General features: G+C 34.8%; 16 protein-coding genes. 11 read left to right on the forward strand and 5 right to left on the reverse strand.

The features are described 5' to 3' along the window. From rsmG to BJS11_RS07525, 4 genes are all read left to right on the forward strand, one after another. On the forward strand, positions 1 to 720 hold the full coding sequence (rsmG, locus tag BJS11_RS07510) for a 16S rRNA (guanine(527)-N(7))-methyltransferase RsmG (protein WP_069995356.1): 720 nt from the start codon (positions 1 to 3) through the stop codon (positions 718 to 720). A gap of 45 nt (positions 721 to 765) precedes the next feature. Further along, the gene (locus BJS11_RS07515; RefSeq protein WP_069995357.1) at positions 766 to 1,605 is read left to right on the forward strand and encodes a ParB/RepB/Spo0J family partition protein; all 840 of its coding nucleotides are present in this window, start codon (positions 766 to 768) and stop codon (positions 1,603 to 1,605) included. Positions 1,606 to 1,810: 205 nt separating this feature from the next. Beyond that, positions 1,811 to 3,262, forward strand: a complete 1,452-nt coding sequence (locus BJS11_RS07520) for a carbon starvation CstA family protein (RefSeq protein ID WP_069995358.1) — start codon at positions 1,811 to 1,813, stop codon at positions 3,260 to 3,262. A gap of 202 nt (positions 3,263 to 3,464) precedes the next feature. Continuing rightward, entirely contained in the window at positions 3,465 to 4,025 is a 561-nt protein-coding gene (locus BJS11_RS07525; protein ID WP_069995359.1) for a helix-turn-helix transcriptional regulator, read from the forward strand. A gap of 51 nt (positions 4,026 to 4,076) precedes the next feature. Here the strand turns inward: BJS11_RS07525 and BJS11_RS07530 are convergent, their stop codons facing one another. Then, entirely contained in the window at positions 4,077 to 5,204 is a 1,128-nt protein-coding gene (locus tag BJS11_RS07530; RefSeq protein ID WP_069995360.1) for a low temperature requirement protein A, read from the reverse strand. A 188-nt stretch (positions 5,205 to 5,392) separates the two neighbouring features. Between BJS11_RS07530 and BJS11_RS07535 the strand changes: the two genes are divergently transcribed. Beyond that, positions 5,393 to 6,154, forward strand: a complete 762-nt coding sequence (locus tag BJS11_RS07535; RefSeq protein WP_069995361.1) for a MerR family transcriptional regulator — start codon at positions 5,393 to 5,395, stop codon at positions 6,152 to 6,154. A gap of 286 nt (positions 6,155 to 6,440) precedes the next feature. Here BJS11_RS07535 and BJS11_RS13315 read toward each other — a convergent pair whose 3' ends face one another. The 3 genes from BJS11_RS13315 to BJS11_RS07545 are packed head-to-tail and all read right to left on the reverse strand — an operon-like array spanning position 6,441 to position 8,820. Continuing rightward, positions 6,441 to 6,584, reverse strand: coding sequence for a FeoB-associated Cys-rich membrane protein (locus BJS11_RS13315; RefSeq protein WP_081333082.1), 144 nt, complete (start codon positions 6,582 to 6,584; stop codon positions 6,441 to 6,443). 12 nt (positions 6,585 to 6,596) lie between these two features. Then, complete coding sequence (gene feoB, locus BJS11_RS07540) at positions 6,597 to 8,591, reverse strand: ferrous iron transport protein B (protein ID WP_069995362.1); 1,995 nt, start codon at positions 8,589 to 8,591, stop codon at positions 6,597 to 6,599. After that, entirely contained in the window at positions 8,584 to 8,820 is a 237-nt protein-coding gene (locus BJS11_RS07545) for a FeoA family protein (RefSeq protein ID WP_069995363.1), read from the reverse strand. The genes feoB and BJS11_RS07545 overlap by 8 nt, the downstream gene beginning before the upstream one ends. A gap of 329 nt (positions 8,821 to 9,149) precedes the next feature. Between BJS11_RS07545 and BJS11_RS07550 the strand changes: the two genes are divergently transcribed. Next, on the forward strand, positions 9,150 to 9,446 hold the full coding sequence (locus BJS11_RS07550) for a hypothetical protein (RefSeq protein WP_069995364.1): 297 nt from the start codon (positions 9,150 to 9,152) through the stop codon (positions 9,444 to 9,446). A 90-nt stretch (positions 9,447 to 9,536) separates the two neighbouring features. Here the strand turns inward: BJS11_RS07550 and BJS11_RS07555 are convergent, their stop codons facing one another. Further along, on the reverse strand, positions 9,537 to 10,370 hold the full coding sequence (locus BJS11_RS07555; protein ID WP_069995365.1) for an aldo/keto reductase: 834 nt from the start codon (positions 10,368 to 10,370) through the stop codon (positions 9,537 to 9,539). Positions 10,371 to 10,617: 247 nt separating this feature from the next. Between BJS11_RS07555 and BJS11_RS07560 the strand changes: the two genes are divergently transcribed. The 5 genes from BJS11_RS07560 to fadE all read left to right on the forward strand — a co-directional run bounded on the left by BJS11_RS07560 (position 10,618) and on the right by fadE (position 17,846). Beyond that, positions 10,618 to 12,033, forward strand: coding sequence for an APC family permease (locus tag BJS11_RS07560; protein ID WP_069995366.1), 1,416 nt, complete (start codon positions 10,618 to 10,620; stop codon positions 12,031 to 12,033). A gap of 155 nt (positions 12,034 to 12,188) precedes the next feature. Beyond that, positions 12,189 to 12,989: a Cof-type HAD-IIB family hydrolase gene (locus tag BJS11_RS07565; protein ID WP_069995367.1), complete on the forward strand. Its 801-nt coding sequence runs from the start codon at positions 12,189 to 12,191 to the stop codon at positions 12,987 to 12,989. A 434-nt stretch (positions 12,990 to 13,423) separates the two neighbouring features. After that, a complete protein-coding gene (fadX, locus tag BJS11_RS07570; protein WP_069995368.1) occupies positions 13,424 to 14,989 on the forward strand; it encodes a fatty acid degradation protein FadX in 1,566 nt (521 codons plus the stop codon). Positions 14,990 to 15,015: 26 nt separating this feature from the next. Then, a complete protein-coding gene (gene fadD, locus BJS11_RS07575; RefSeq protein WP_069995369.1) occupies positions 15,016 to 16,524 on the forward strand; it encodes a long-chain-fatty-acid--CoA ligase FadD in 1,509 nt (502 codons plus the stop codon). 113 nt (positions 16,525 to 16,637) lie between these two features. After that, on the forward strand, positions 16,638 to 17,846 hold the full coding sequence (fadE, locus tag BJS11_RS07580; protein WP_069995370.1) for an acyl-CoA dehydrogenase FadE: 1,209 nt from the start codon (positions 16,638 to 16,640) through the stop codon (positions 17,844 to 17,846). The last annotated feature ends 30 nt before the right edge of the window (positions 17,847 to 17,876 follow it).

Here is a 17,876-nt window from a genome sequence, read left to right on the forward strand (position 1 = left end):
ATGAGTGTAGAATGGTTAACTAAGCAACTCAGTACACATGGAATTGAACTATCAGAACAACAACAACAACAGTTTCAAACGTATTACCAAATGCTTGTTGAATGGAATGAAAAGATGAATTTAACAAGTATTACTGAAGAGCATGAAGTCTATTTAAAACATTTTTATGATTCTATTGCGACGAGTTTTTATACGGATTTAACTAAAGAATTAACAGTATGTGACGTAGGTGCTGGTGCTGGTTTTCCAAGTATTCCTTTGAAAATCATCTTCCCAAATTTAAAAGTTACAATTGTAGATTCATTGAATAAACGCATACATTTTCTAAATCAATTAGCAGAAGCACTAGACTTAGAACAAGTGAACTTTGTGCATGATCGTGCTGAAACTTTCGGTAAGGGAGACTTCAGGGAGTCTTATGATATTGTGACAGCACGTGCAGTAGCCAGACTCTCCGTGTTAAGTGAACTGTGTATGCCATTAGTTAAAAAAGGCGGCAAATTCATCGCTTTAAAATCATCCAAAGGTGAAGAAGAATTGGAAGATGCACGCTTTGGTATTGGTGTCTTTGGTGGTAAGGTCTTAGATACAATTTCATATGAATTACCTGAGGATGCGGGTGAAAGACAAGTTATTATCATTGATAAAAGAAGTCAAACACCTAAAAAATACCCTAGGAAACCTGGGACACCGAATAAGTCACCATTACTGGAAAAGTAGAAGGAATACAATTCAATACAATTAATTTAGAGGGAGCGCAGAATGATGAAGAAACCTTTTTCTAAATTATTTGGTTTAAAGAACAAAGATGACATTGTTGGTTATATTGAAGAGGATCATAATAATAGCGTTGAATCTATTCACATTGAGCGTATTGTGCCAAACCGTTATCAACCAAGACAAGTATTTGAGCCAAATAAAATAAAAGAACTTGCAGAATCTATAGCAGAGCATGGTTTGTTACAACCGATTGTCGTACGTCCAATTGAAGAAGATATGTTTGAAATTATTGCAGGTGAGCGAAGATTTAGAGCCCTACAGAGCTTAAGTAAGACACACGCAGACGTTATCATCAGACAACTAGATGATGAAGAAACGGCGGTCGTCGCACTCATTGAAAATATTCAGCGTGAAAATTTATCAGTGGTGGAAGAAGCAGAAGCTTATAAAAAATTATTAGACATCGGTGGAACAACACAGAGTGAGCTAGCCAAAAGTGTTGGCAAGAGCCAAAGTTTTATAGCTAATAAGTTACGCTTATTGAAGTTAGCGCCGAAAGTCATAGAACGTTTACGTGAGAATAAGATAACAGAACGTCATGCACGTGCAGTACTTAGCTTATCAGAAGCAGATCAAGAGACATTAATTGAAACGGTAATTAGCCAAAAGTTAAATGTTAAACAAACAGAAGCACGTGTTAAACAAAAAATTGGCCCTGAAAAGGTAAAAGCCCAAAGATTTCAATTTGAAAAAGATTTAACCGATGCGCGTGAAGCGGTTGGTAAGAGTCTTGAATCAATTGAACAAAGTGGCATTAAGTATGAACATCAAGGCAAAGATTTTGATGATTACTATGAAATAAAAATTAAATTATTCAAACACTAATATAGAGTGAGAGGTCTACCGTTGTAAATACGCGGTAGGCCTTTTTGTTGAGCTATATCTAAATAATAATGTCTGCGTAATGGAAAGTATCGTAATTGTGTATGTATAAAAATTTTATAATAAAATTCTGCAATATTGTGAAAACAAAGGATTTATGATTAAATTGAGAAAACGCTTTCATATTAACTAAAAGGGGGATGCTAACGTGATTACTTTTATTGTAGCGATTTTATTATTGATTGTCGGTTATTTTACATATGGTAAATATATAGATAAGATGTTTGGTCCTAAGTCATCGAGACCGACACCAGCTTATAATCAAAGGGATGATGTGGACTACTTACCGATGAAAGCTTCATCAAATTCACTGATTCAATTACTTAATATTGCAGGGGTAGGGCCGATATTTGGACCAATTATGGGAGCACTATATGGACCAGTAGCATTTATTTGGATTGTCGTAGGTTGTATATTTGCAGGTGCTGTTCACGATTATTTAACAGGTATGATTTCAATTAGAAATAAAGGGGCACACTTACCTGAACTCGCAGGTAAATTCTTAGGGCAAGTTATGAAACACTTTGTAAATATATTCTCCATATTGTTATTACTGCTTACAGGTACAGTATTTGTGACAAGTCCTGCATTATTACTACACAATTTAATGGATGGACGTATTGCATTGGGCATTATTATCTTTGCGATATTCGTATATTACATACTTTCAACGATTTTACCTATTGATAAAATCATTGGGCGTATATATCCGATATTTGGCGCATTATTATTAATAAGTGCAGTAGGTATTGGTTTTCGCTTAATTCAAACAGGTGCACCGATTCCAGAGTTGAATTTCAGCAATATGCATCCAGATGGCGCACCAATATTCCCATTACTATTCTTTACAATTACATGTGGTGCATTATCAGGCTTTCATGCAACGCAGACACCGATTATTTCTAGAACTACAAATAAGGAAAAGAATGGTAGGTTTATCTTTTACGGCATGATGATTGCTGAAGGTATCATCGCCATGATTTGGGCAGCAGCAGGTATGAGCTTATTCAATGGTTACGATGGGTTGAATGACGTATTAGCTCGTGGTGAAGCAGCACTGGTCGTAAGTCAGGCGTCACATCTGTTACTCGGGTCAGTCTTCGGTACGATTGCAGTTCTAGGTGTTATCGTATTACCTATAACAAGTGGAGATACTTCTTTCCGTAGTGCACGTATGATTATTGCCGATTATTTAAATTATGGTCAACGCAGTATTGTCAAACGTATAATTGTTGCAGCGCCATTATTTGTGATTAGTTTTGGACTAACACAAGTTGATTTCACAATTTTATGGAGATACTTCTCATGGGCCAACCAAACGACTGCGGTTGTTGCATTATGGGTAGGGGCCATGTATTTATTAATTGCGAAAAAGAATTTCTGGGTCGCAGCGATTCCTGCCGTATTTATGACATGGAATATTTTCACTTATATTTTAAGTCAGAAAATTGGTTTAGGAATGGATCTAAATTTAAGTTATGTGCTGGCATTTATCTTAACGATATTATGGATTGCTTATTTTACTTATCAATATAAGAAAATTACAGCTGGTGCTAAATTTGAATTAGACTATCAGATACCTAACCAACAAACAACATAATTAATTTTCAAAATATTTAAGGATAAGACTTTTTATAGATTACAATTGTCTTATCCTTTTTGGTATGTCTAACGGGCGTCTTAAAGAACTGTTATGAAAGGGTGTAAAAACATTTAGACAAAAGAAAAAGTGCAGATGTTAATGAACTTTGATAGTCTAATACTGTAATAAAACTTAATCTCTAATTAAAGGAGCAGGACGAATGAATTTAGGACATCAAATTAAGTATTTTCGACAACGTGATCATTTATCTCAAGAAACATTAGCTGAAAAACTATACGTTTCACGACAAACAATTTCTAATTGGGAAAATGATAAAAGTTATCCAGATGTACATAATTTATTGATGTTAAGTTCACTGTTCAATGTTTCTTTAGATGACTTAGTCAAAGGAGATGTAGAGATTATGGAACGCAAGTTGAAAGAAAGTCGACTTAATGTATGGACACATTTGATGATTTGGCCAATGTTACTAGGCGCAATTTTAATTGGACCAGCAATGTATAAATGGGGGAAAGTCGGACTTTTTGTGGAAGTGATATTACTTGGAACGGGCATTGTAGCATCGATTATGCTAGACCGTTTGAAAAAATCATATAACATTCAAACGTATGATCGAATTGTTGCATTTATGAATGGTAAGGACCCAAACGAAGTACGCTCTACTAAATTAAGAGATACTATGACTTCAATTTATAGTTTTTTACTAATTGTTGGTAGTTTTATTATTGTTACATTAGTAAGTATATATTTATTTAAATAATATAAATTAAAAAATGCACCTCTCAGTAATGGTTGAGAAGTGCATTTTATATTATTTGTACTTGTAATATAAGTATAAAATGAGTGTGTTAGATAATGCGACTAATACCACCATAACTTGTATAGTTTCTTTGAATATCATACTTATTATAAATGTAATTACTAATATTACTATTGGTAATAAGACAAACTTTCTAGACTTATATTTATCGTGATAGTGAGGCATATTTAACCATAATCCAATTAAGAATAGTAGGATACTCGTATACATGATGCTGATTTCAAACATTGGTTTTAATTCATTATTGTTACTGAATATAATTGCTGAATTTAATAAACCTAAAGCAATATTGATAATCAAGTGCGAGTAGACTAAACGAAAGCCGATAGTTTTTCGTTTATCATTTATAAATGTTTCGGTGAATAACCAATAAATTCCAAACAGAGTAATCAAAATGATGAACTGGAAAATATAAATGAAATTGAAGTGAGTGATACTAAAAGTACTGGCTAAACCAACGAGCACTTCACCAAATATTATAATTGTTAATAATGAAAATCTTTCCACTAAATGCATCATATTAACTGGTGATTGCGCGAAATATTTACGGAAAGGGATTAAACCAGTACCTGCGATAAAGATACCTAAGAATGCAGGGATATAATGCACAACATGCGAATGCATCGTATTTGCAGGTATAATTAAAGCAATAAAAGATAGCATTGAAACTATAAATGCGACAATTGCAAATGATTGACATGTTCTTTTATCTGCATGGCTCAAACAATGTTTTAAATGCATAAAATATTGCAAGGAAATACTTAAATAGAGTATACCCACACATATAAAGAATGGGAAAAATGTCTTTTCAAAGTCAGGAAAAAGGCTGTTGGAAAGAAATACGAGAACAAATATGTTAAAAATAATAAAACCTATGTCTTTAGCAGTAATTTCACCAAAACGATTTGTATAAAATGTTTGATGAGACCAAATAATCCATAAAAATAGACTCATAACTACATATTTGAAAAATAACTCGCTTGAAATAGTACCATTATGTGTATGTAGTAAAACATGTGCTATTTTTTGAATGGCATAGACGAATATTAAATCAAAAAATAATTCTAAAAAACTGGCGCGCTTAATTTCTAAATGGCGCTCACTTGCATTTTTAAGCATAGATATGTGCCTCCGTTGGTAATTAGGAAATGAAACCTTTTAGATAGGATAACATTAAATAAATAAAATAAGAATATTGTATGAGTATTTTGTTTGAAAAACAAAACGATAATGTTAAAAAGCGAAAATATGCACTTGAGGTTAACGTTGCGTAAGGGTGTAAAGTGAGGTTTGTCAGGAGGTGACATATGGAATACACAGTTAGTAAATTAGCTAAAATTTCTGGTGTGAGTAATCGAACGCTACGTTATTACGACCAAATTGGATTGCTTAAACCGGCGCGTATCAATGAATCAGGTTATCGAATATATGGACAACAGGAAGTGGATTTGCTTCAACAAATCGTATTCTATCGGGAATTAGATGTAAGTATTGACGAAATCAAAGAAATTATTGAGCAACCTTCTTTTGACCAGACGCAAGCTTTGGAAAATCATTTTTATAATTTGAAACAAAAACGCGCACGACTAGACCAAATAATCCAAACTGTTGAAAAGACGATTGCAAGTAAGAAAGGAGAAGTTATCATGCAAGATAAAGAAAAGTTTGAAGGATTTAAAGCACAAAAAATTCAAGAAAATGAAAGTGAATATGGTGATGAAATGAGATCATCATATGGAGATGAAACGATTGATCAAAGTAACCAAAAATTCAGCAATATGACTGAAGCGGAGTATAAAAATTGGCTTGAGTTAGAAGAAGAAATTAAAAATTTGCTTCCAGAAGCATGTGAAACAGGTGACCCAGCATCAGAATTAGCACAAGAGCTAGCTGAGAAACATAAGCATTGGTTAATGTATACGTGGACGAATTATTCTAAAGCGGCACACGCTGGTTTGGCAGAAATGTATGTCGCCGATGAAAGGTTTTCTGCATATTATGATAAACATGCTAAAGGTGGCGCTCAGTTTTTGAGAGATGCAATTCTTATTTATGTCGGTCAAGATTAATAATAGATAGATTGAAAAAAGCCATATTTTAATAAACTAAACAGAAGGTTCTATATAGAGCTAGTATCAATTATTTAAGTAGGTGGGGTAACGTTACTAATATACCAAAAGGGGAGTGGAACAGAAAGCTAATTTTCTAATAAAGATTTCGTAGTCCCACTTCGGCAAGGATGACTATAGTTGAAAAAAGCTTGATATAAGCGCATTTTCAATTCAGTCATCTACTGCCTAATTGCAAAAGAGTCCGGGACGTTTATTTATGTCCCGGACTCGTCTTATGGTTAGTCTATTTTTTACCAGTACTACAGTCATCTTTAATGCCACAAGAAGGGCATTTGCCTGCTTTAGATTTTTTCAAAAAACGTGTAAGCGTAAATACGGTATAGCTGAAAATTGCCAAAATGATTAATACATTTATAAGTATGGTCATAATATCACTTCCTTAAATAAATAGGTGTCCAACTTGATAGAAAATAAAGGACAAGACATAGGCTGCGACTAAGGGATAAGCAACAGCAAGCAGTGTCCATTTCATAGAATACGTCTCTTTGCGAATCGTTGCGACTGTTGATAAACATGGAATATACAATAATATGAAAATCATAAAGGCATACGCAGATAGTGGTGTAAATTGATTTTGAATAATATTCACTAAACCAGATTCATCAGATGCGTAAATGATAGCCATTGAACTGACGATGACTTCTTTAGCCAAGAAGCCAGGAATCAATGTTGCACCAGCTTGCCATGTCCCGAAGCCTAACGGAGCTACTAAAATAGCAAAGAAGCTTCCGATGGCATGCAAGAAACTATCATTTACATCCACATTGAACCCACTTGGTCCAGTGTAATTTAATAACCAAATGACAACAGAACCACCAAATATAAAGGTACCTGCTTTTTTAACAAAGCCCTTCGCTTTCTCCCATGTACTTCTCCAAAGTGTCTTAACAGAAGGCAGACGATAGGTTGGTAATTCGACGATAAATACAGAATCATCATTTTTCAAAACAGTTTTCGTCAAAATAACACTTGTTGCAAGCGCGACAATAATACCTAGAACGTATAGACTTAGCACGACTAGAGCTTGATTATGTGCAAAAAAGACTCCTACAAATAACGCGTATACAGGTAAACGGGCAGAACATGACATAAAAGGTGCGATAATAATCGTCGTTAAACGTTCTTTCTCGCTTTCAATACTACGTGCGGCCATAATACTTGGCACGTTACACCCAAATCCGATGATCATTGGAATAAAGGACTTTCCACTCAAACCAAAGACTTCCATAATTCTATCCATTAATACGGCAATACGTGCCATATATCCAGAATCTTCGAGTAATGAAATAAAGAAGAATAGAACTAATATTTGCGGTACAAATACAATTACTGCTCCAACACCCGCAATAATACCGTCTGTAATTAAATCTTGTAAGAATGGGAACAAACCGATTGCTTCCATAGCAGATTTAACACTATCCGTTAGTGTGCCCCCGATAAATTCATCAATTTGATCCGAGATGGGAGTGCCGACCCAGGTGAATGTTATTTGAAAAATGAGCCACATAATACCTAAGAAAATAGGGATACCGAGTATTTTATGTGTGAGTAGTTTATCTAAACGAGAAGAGAAGTATTGACGTTCTTCATTTGGATAAACTACAGTATCTTGTAGTAAATCTTCTATATAACCATTCCGTTTTGTTTGGATATGCGCCCTTATCGTTGATGATAGTGAAGCGGTTAATTGCTTGTGCAAAGGTGTTAAACGACTAAGTAAGTCATCGTTGAGTAATTCTATGACTTTAGGATTATCAAGTAAATATTGTATAGCTATAAATCTAAATTGTCGTGGTTTAAAGTCACCATATTGTTTTAATTGATTTACAATTTGTGTGATAGTTGATTCAACATTTTCACCATAATCAATGTGCAAAGGTCGATTGTTGGACAAATGTTGGTCTTTCAACGCTTCTAATAGTTTGTGCGTACCTTTACCATTTCTTGCAATAATCGGAAGGATTGGTAACTTCAGTTTTTTCAGTAAGGCATCTTGATCGATATGAATACCACGTTTAGCAGCAACATCTATCATATTTAATCCAATAATAATTGGGGCGCCTAGTTCCATCAATTGCACAGTGAGTTGCAAATTACGTTTCAATTGACTTGCATCGATAATATTAATCATGCCTGAATATTCAGATTTTAATAGATAATCAGTTACTACGGTTTCATCTTTGGAGATTGGCGAGAGTTCATAAATTCCTGGTAGATCTACGAGGTCACCAGCTTGTTCTTTAAGACGTCCGACCTTCTTCTCAACAGTTACACCACTCCAGTTACCTACATATTCATATGTGCCTGTTAATGCGTTAAATAATGAAGTTTTACCGACATTTGGGTTGCCTAAGATACAGTAATTATTAACCATGAGCTTCCTCTAGAAAAATCTGACATGCATCACAGCCGCGAATACTTAAGTTTTGGCCATTGATTTCTAAAATGCAAGGTCCTTTGAATAAACATTTTTGTTTAATTTTTACGTTAGTTCCATTATTAAGACCTAATGCATTGAGTCTTTGAATCATGTGTTTGTTTTGAATGTGCATCTCTGTAATTTTGTAATTTTTGTTTAACTTGCCAGTCTTTAAATTCAACATATCTATCACTCTTTCATAATAATAATCATTATCAATTATATAGTTAGGTTTAGCACAATAAAAGTAGTGTACATATTGAAATTGTGAATGTTTTGTTAAATGTTTTTGAGAGAATCATGCATTTTAAAAGAAAATAAAAAAATATTTATAAAAAGTAGTTTAATCGCATGAGCAAAGATATTGAATTTACTTTGGTGTAATATTACGCTTAAAATAAACAAAATAATTTAACAAATACATAAATATGGTACATCTTAAGAGATAAAGCCTGTGAGTGGAGCAATTTCTATTGTGATAATCAGTAGCATTATAAAAGAGGAGGGAGTCATATGACAATTCGTGAAAATAAGCGTATCAAAGTGAAGAGAGTAAATGAGATACGTTCAAGTGGCATTTCCATGATGATTGAGGAAGGTGGTCTAGGAGCGGATCAATATTATCAAATTGAAAAACAGAACACGAAGACATCAGAATCACATTTACATCAATTTGAGCATGAAGTTAGTGAGAAAGATAATGCTGCTCTGATTGACTTATTAATTGTAAATGCACAGGAAAGTACAAATCGAGAGTGTAACGAAGCATTAAAAGTCATTCAGTTAGAAGTGTTGAAGCGTATGGAATGAAATTTTATATTATCTTGAAATATAAAAGTACCAGCTATTTATTGACGTTGTTAATTAAAATAGCTGGTTCATTTATACGCGCGTACAATGTTAACCGTTAAATGTTAACGGATCTGGGCCGATACGTTTATCTTCATTTAAAGCGTCGATGCGCGCAATTTGGTCTGATGTTAGAGAGAAGTTGAAGACATTAATATTTTCTTCTATTCTATGTGGCGTCACTGACTTTGGTATTGTAACAACGCCGTGCTCGATATTCCAACGAATGACGACTTGAGCTGGTGTTTTTCCAATTTCATCAGCGATGGTCTGAATCGTGTCATCTGTAAGAATTTCGGCATTCATGAGTGGTGACCATGATTCCATTTGAATACCTTCAGTCGTTAAATAATCACGTAAACTTTGTTGTGTTAAATATGGATGAAATTCAACCTGGTTAATCACTGGTTTAATTGAAGCGTGTGCTTTGAGAGACTCTAAATGTTTGATTTCAAAGTTGCTGACGCCGATGTTTTTTACTTTTCCTTCATTGTATAAAGTTTCCATACCGTGCCACGTATCTATCATTAATGTGTTATCTGTACCTGGCCAGTGCATGAGATATAAATCTAAGTAGTCTAAGCCTAAATTGTTGAGCGAAGTTTCATATCCAGTGATAACTTGATCTTTGCCATAATGTGTTAGCCATAATTTTGAAGTGATAAATAAATCGCTTCTTTGAATACCTGCAGCCGCTATACCTTCTTGAATACCACGTCCAACCATTTCTTCATTTTCATATATTAAAGCAGCATCGATACTGCGGTAGCCTTTGATAATGGCATGTTTAACGGCTTCTTTTGCGGTATCGTTATTTTCAACTCTAAAGACACCCAGACCCATTTGAGGCATAGTATGATTATTATTAAATGTTATATATTGCATGTAATTGACTCCTTTATTTGAAAATTAATTGCTTTGTCATTGCTATGCACGTCATTGTATATGGATATAAGGAAAAATATAAGTACGCACTTTGAAGTAACCATAAAAAATCTCTATCATTCTCCAAAATAAAGCCTTTATAAAATTAGATTCAATAATTCTTTCTAAAATTGCATATACAATAGATTCAAAAATCATTATACTTAACAACGTATTTGTTTTAATAAAAGCAAGGAGAAATATAAAAATGAGTTTTTTACATAGAATCATGAGAAAAGAAGATGTATCACAATATCAAAATAAAGATGCCCATTTAGAACGTACATTGCGTGTTAAAGATTTCTTAGCACTAGGTGTAGGTACGATTGTGTCTACTGCCATTTTTACATTGCCAGGTGTGGTAGCGGCTGATCATACAGGACCTTCTGTAAGTTTGTCTTTCCTAGTTGCTGCAATCGTTGCCGCTATGGTTGCCTTTGTGTATGCTGAGATGGCAACAGTGATGCCATTTGCAGGTTCTGCCTATACTTGGATTAGCATTTTATTTGGAGAGTTCTTCGGGTGGATTGTAGGTTGGGCATTAATTGCAGAGTATTTGATTGCGGTATCGTTTGTGGCTTCAGGATTTTCCGCAAATTTAAGAGGGTTGTTAGACCCCTTCCATGTTACTTTACCCAACGCATTGTCTAATTCATTAGGTACAAATGGAGGTATCATGGACCTCATCGCAGCGGTTGTTGTTGTGATTACAGCATTGTTATTATCTTGCGGAACATCTGAGACTGCCCGCGTTCAAAATATTCTCGTTGTGCTTAAAGTACTCGCAATCGCATTATTTATCATTGTAGGTTTATCCGTTGTAGACATCAGTCATTATGTACCGTTTATTCCTGAATATCATGAAACGGCAGCTGGTGCTTTTGGAGGCTGGCAAGGTATTTATGCAGGAAGTTCAGTGATTTTTGTAGCATATATTGGTTTTGATTCAATTGCTGCAAACTCTGGAGAAGCAATTAATCCACAAAAAACAATGCCAAGAGGTATTTTAGGCTCTCTACTTATAGCTGTTACTTTATTTATTGTGGTTGCGCTTGTATTAGTCGGTATGTTTGATTACAGTGCGTATAAAGATAATGCTGAACCTGTGGGTTGGGCATTACGAATGAGTGGTCATGGCACTGTCGCTGTCATTGTGCAGGCTATTTCAGTCATTGGTATGTTTACCGCACTTATTGGTATGATGCTTGCTGGATCAAGACTACTCTATTCATTTGGTCGAGATGGCATTTTACCGTCTTGGTTAGGAAAATTAAACAATAAAAATTTACCGAATCGTGCACTCATTGTATTGTCTATCGTGGCAGTAATCATTGGCTCAGTATTTCCATTTGGATTTTTAGCCCAACTCATATCTGCGGGTGCATTAGTCGCATTTATGTTTGTGACGATTGGTATATACGCGTTACGTAAACGCGAAGGCAAAGATTTACCGTTGCCAGCATTTAAATTGCCGTTGTATCCAGTTATGCCGATTATTATTTTTGTATGTGTATTTGCTGTATTTTGGGGATTAAGTGGCCAAGCGAAAGTTTATACATTGATTTGGTTTATCATTGGTATTGTGTATTATTTATTTTATATATTTAAGACACGTAAACAGTAATTTTAAAATGTATAATAAAATTTAAGATAGGCTATTAAATGTTCTAATTAGAATATTTGATAGCCTTTTTTCACATATATAAACCATATAATATGCTTTTAGTATATAAATCGATACAATTAATATGATTCTATATGAAAAAGGGGATAGTAAATATGGATATTAAACTGATTGTTACAGATATGGATGGAACCTTTTTAGATAGTCAAAGTCAATTTAATCATGAAGCATTTCAACAGTTAAAACAAAACTGTGAGGCATCACATATTAGATTTGTATTTTGTACGGGAAAACAGTGTGAACAAGTAGAAAGTATTGTCGGAGATCTATCAACAGACACATTCATTGTTGGTGATAGTGCCACTAGAATTAAATATAATGGTGAATTTATTTATAATGCGACGATTAAAAATGAAAAGGGACAAGAACTGATTCAAGCGATTTCTGAAATTGATCCGAACCAAACAATTATTGGTTGTACAGCTTCAAGTGCATATGTATTGAATACAATTTCAGAAGTAGAAAAACAAATTGTGCATGGTTCATATCAAGAAGTTACATATGTTAATGATTTTTCAGAAGTAGAAGAAGACTTTTTAAAAATTACAGGACATGATGCTCAGGAATATTGTAAAGTAACTGCACATCAATTAGCGCACTTTGAGTCTGAAGTATATATTGTAGCTTCAGATGAGGCATGGATTGATATAGCGGATTTAGGTGTGAATAAAGGAACGGCCATTCGTCTAATACAAAGTTTGCTTCAAATAAGTCCAGCTGAAACAATTGCATTTTGGGATGGATTTAATGATATAGATTTATTTAAGGCTGCCAAATATAAAGTTGCTATGGATAATGCTTATCCAGAACTAAAAAAAGAAGCGAACCTCATAGCTAAAAATAATGATGAAGATGGTGTCATTCAGACGCTTAACTTGTTACTTGGATTTCGTTAAACAAAAGAGAAAATAATTTCAATATTAGACGGTAGGACGTCTTATTCATAATGATTTACATAATTCGATAGTGACATTTTAAAAAACATATTAAGTCTTATTATTATATAATTTAGTCAATTTTATCGAGAGCGAGTCAGAACTTAATTCTGTTTCGTTCTCTTTTTTTGTTATTAAGACAGTGGGTAGATTGATTTTCAAAAAATAAGAGCTAAATGTATGTTGATAACTTAAGGCATAGCACTAATTAATAGTCACTTAATGCTATTTCAAAAATTGATTCACTTCAATTTGTAAAAATATAAATTTTTGCATAAATTCCAAAAATGATGTTATATTACATGTAAGGGCTTACATTTTTATGTTAAAGGAGCGCATTTTTAATAAAAAAAGCATAACTTAGATTGGATAAAATGAAGATAGGAGTCACCTATATGAAGATTATTCCATTTTCAGAACTGAAGTACATCATTAGTAAAGGCGATGTTATAGCTCTCGCCGCCTTATCAACGGCTAATTTACCAGCTGAGATACTCAAAACATTAGTCGAACTCAATGATGAAGATGAATCGTTTACAGATTTTACAGTGATGCTAGCGAATGATATTAGTGATTACCGTGGCGATAGTTATGATTTAGATTCCCTAACAACAAGAGGTATGATTAAGCGATTAATTACAAGTATTATCACGGCATCACCTGAAACGATTAAAGCAATGCACAACAATGAAATTGAAGCCTATTATCTTCCACAAGGTGTCATTGCAACACATTATAGAAGTACGACCGCTGTATCACCTGGTATGATTACTAAAATCGGTTTGAACACCAATGTAGATCCAATGTATTCAGGTGGCAAGGTCAACATGGTTACAAGGGAAGATTTAGTTTCTCGCATTGAAGTGAATAGTCAAACGTATTTACAGTATCATTTTCCAAAAATAGATGTTGCCATATTAAGGGGTACTTATGCAGATACAGAAGGTAATATCTATATGACACATGAAGCGCATCTTGGAGAAGGCTACAGTGTGGCGTTAGCAACGCATCATAATCAAGGTACAGTAATCGTGCAAGTTAAGGCTATTGTACAACAAGGAAACTTTAATCCAAGCGATGTATTTATTCCAGGAAAGCTAGTAGATTATGTTGTAATAAATACGGATTCGAACTTGCATAGACAATTGATACAGACACAATATGAACCAGCATTATCAGGATACTATCAAGTCACTAAAATGCAAGAACCATACTTAGCATTTGGTACGCGTAAAGTGATATTAAGACGTGCGGCTCAATTTTTAAAGAAGGGTGACGTTATTAGCATTGGCTTTGGTATCAATAATGAATTATCGAATGTCTTACTGGAAGAAAATGTCAATCACTTAGTACAACCCAATATTGATACGGGTGTATTTGGTGGATGGATTAGCAGTGGTAAACACTTTGGAATGAATTACAATTTGAGTGCGAGAATGAGACATGAGCTTACTTGGGATTTTATTTACAATAATGGACTCGATGTGGCATATCTCAGTTTTGCGCAAGTCGATCAATATGGCAACGTCAATGTTTCTCAATTTGGAGACAAGATGAATGGTTGCGGGGGTTTCATAGATATCAGTCAAACAGTCAAACGTATCGTCTTTTCAGGTGCAATGGTTGTTGGGGGTCAACTATCTTACGCAGATAATAAGGTAACAGTTACCCAAGAAGGTGAAATCTCTAAATTTGTGACCGAAGTGAAGTGCATAGATTTCAATGCCGATTATGCCACCAAGTTGCAACAAGAAGTTTATTTTGTAACGGAGCGTGCAGTATTTAAATTAACAAACAAGGGGTTGTTGTTGATTGAAATTGCACCAGGCATAGATTTAGAACAAGATGTCTTAGCACAGATGGCCTTTCGACCTATTATTGCGAAGAATCTCAAAGTGACGGAAAACGATATTTATCAAAATAAATGGGGTGGTTTGAATCATCTGTTGAATTCGGAATAGCGTATTTTAAATAAGGGGGAGAAAATATGAACTACGACTGGATTAAAACAAGAGCAACGTTTGATGCACCCAAAGCTGCAGTCATTGATCCATTCAAAGGTACGGAATGGACCTATCAAGATTTAAATATCAGGGCAGAAAATTTAGCCAATTATTTACAAGAACAAGGCATTCGTCGTGGTGATGTTGTCGGCATTTTTACACCGAATGATGTAGCAATCTTGGATTTGTTATTCGCTTCATTCAAAATAGGTGCGGTATATTTACCGATTAATTGGCGCTTAAAGACACAAGAAATCGAAAGTGTAATTGCTGATTCGAAGGTCAAACTCATCTTTTACGCTGAAAAACACCTATCTAGTTTAGAAGGCATTGCAGATACATTACTTCATATGGATATCGATTCGCAAGCATACGATGATATCGTTGATCCTTCGCGACATCGTCCGTTCCAAACGGTGAGCGTTGAAGGGAATGAATTAGCCTCGCTGATGTATACGAGTGGTACGACAGGTTTACCTAAAGGCGTCATGTTCACATATGATGGCTTTGTAAATAATCCTATCAATACAGCACTCACGTATAAAATTAATGCCACATATACGACAATCATTTCAACACCAATGTTTCATGTTTTAGGCTTTAATGATTTGACGTTACCGTTGTTGATGGCAGGAGGTACGCTTATCATACAACGTTACTTTAATGGAGAACAGTTGAATGATTTAATGGCACAGTATAAACCTAATTTTTTAATACAAATACCTACGATGTACTATGCGATGTTAGTTGCGGAAAATTTTGACTTGAAAAACTTTGAAAATATCGATTTTCTAGTTCAAGGTGGATCTGCACCATTACCACTGGTACAAAAGCAATTTCTGAAGATGGGACAACCTATAATTACTGGTTATGGTCTGACCGAGTCTCCTTTAGTCTGCGTGAATACGCCTGAGAATAATGCGCTTAAACCAGCGAGTATTGGGCAACCTGTAATGTTTTTAGATGTCTGTATCTTTAATGACAACTTTGAAGTGGTACAGGTAGGTGAAATCGGAGAACTGGGCGTGCGGGGAAATAATGTAACACCTGGCTACTGGAATAAACCAGAAGAGACAGCACAATCGTTTCATGGAGAGTACTTTTTAACTGGTGATTTAGCCAAAATAGACGAAGACGGAGATATTTATATCGTTGATCGACGTAAAGAAATGATTATTACGGGTGGTGAAAATGTCTTACCTTCAGAAGTTGAGGCAGTCCTGTCTGAGCACCCACTTGTCGCACAAAGTGTAGTCGTTGGTTACGAGAGTCCTAAATATGGTGAATCCGTTGCTGCTGCTGTAGTGTTGACGGAAGATGATCCAAATTTTGAGGAAAAATTAGATATGCATATGAGAACACATATCGCAGGTTATAAAATTCCAAGGCTATATCTCAAATTGACACATATGCCATTGAATTCTACTTCGAAGGCGGATAAGTTACAAATTCAGCAGTTTATAAATGAAAAAGCGCAAGACAATCAAACATAGAATTATAACGAACCACAAGAAGTAATTATGAGTAGATGTATAAAAATATGTAAGAGAGAAAAAATTTTAGACATAAATGTAAGCGTTATCATTTTGAATGGAGGTCTTTGCTTATGCCAACAAAAGCAGAAATAATTAAAACTTTGTACCCAGAGGATATTTTGAGTATTGCCAACGATTTAACGGAGGGAGAAGTAACATTATTAAAGCAATTGAACGACATGTTGGAAGAGAACTATCGAGATTCGGTGAACAAACATTGGTTAAATGCTACAGAGCCAGAAGGATATTTTGAAGCTTTAGGTAAATTGAATTATTTTCAAAATCCACTACTGTTTGAGGGGCGTGAAGGTGAAAAAACACCAAGTCAATTATTCCAATTCTTCATGTCATACACAATTGCTAAATTTGATGTCTCACTCGCAACATTATTAGGTGTACATCAAGGTTTAGGGCACAATTCATTCTGGTTTGGAGGAAGTAAAGAACAACAAGCGTACTACTTACCTAAATTACAGTCACACGAGTTGCGCACATGTTTTGCTTTAACTGAGCCTGAACACGGATCGGATGTTGCGGGAGGTCTTGAAACCACTGCAAAACGAGATGGAGATCAGTGGATTATAAATGGAGAGAAAAAATGGATAGGAGGAGCGAATGTAGCGGATGTTATGCCTGTATATGCGGTTGATGTCGATACAGGTAAGCCAAAAGGTTTCATCATTGAACCAAGTCAAGAAGGTGTGGAAATTGAACTGTTAGAACATAAAATAGCATTAAGAATTGTTCCTAACGCAAAAATTCGATTGAAAAATGTAGTCGTCAAAGAGGATAAACGTTTGCAAAATATCAATTCTTTTAAAGATATTGCGAAAGTCTTGTACTCTACACGTGCTGGTGTTGCGTATATGGCTACAGGTGCTATGGCAGGTGCATTAAAAGCTACCACAGATTATGTGACTAAGCGGAAACAATTTGGTAAAGAAATTAGCAAATTTCAATTAATACAAGAAAAATTAGCCATGATGCAAGGTAATTTAGCCCAAGCTATGGCAACGTGTGCGCAACTGGCACGTATGCAAGCAAAAGGTGAATATGATGAAGTTGCTACATCAACGGCTAAAATGATGAACGCACTGCGACTCAGAGAAACGGTTTCAATGGGACGTGGTATTCACGGTGGTAATGGGATTTTAGCTGGTGAATATGATATTGCGAGATTCTTTGCAGATGCTGAAGCTATTTACACTTATGAAGGCACACATGAAGTTAATGCCTTAGTAATTGGAAGAGCAATCACGGGTGACTCGGCATTTATTTAGCACACATATATGTAATTCAAGAAAAAATTT

The organism is Staphylococcus caeli, from assembly GCF_900097965.1.
Lineage (GTDB): Bacteria > Bacillota > Bacilli > Staphylococcales > Staphylococcaceae > Staphylococcus > Staphylococcus caeli.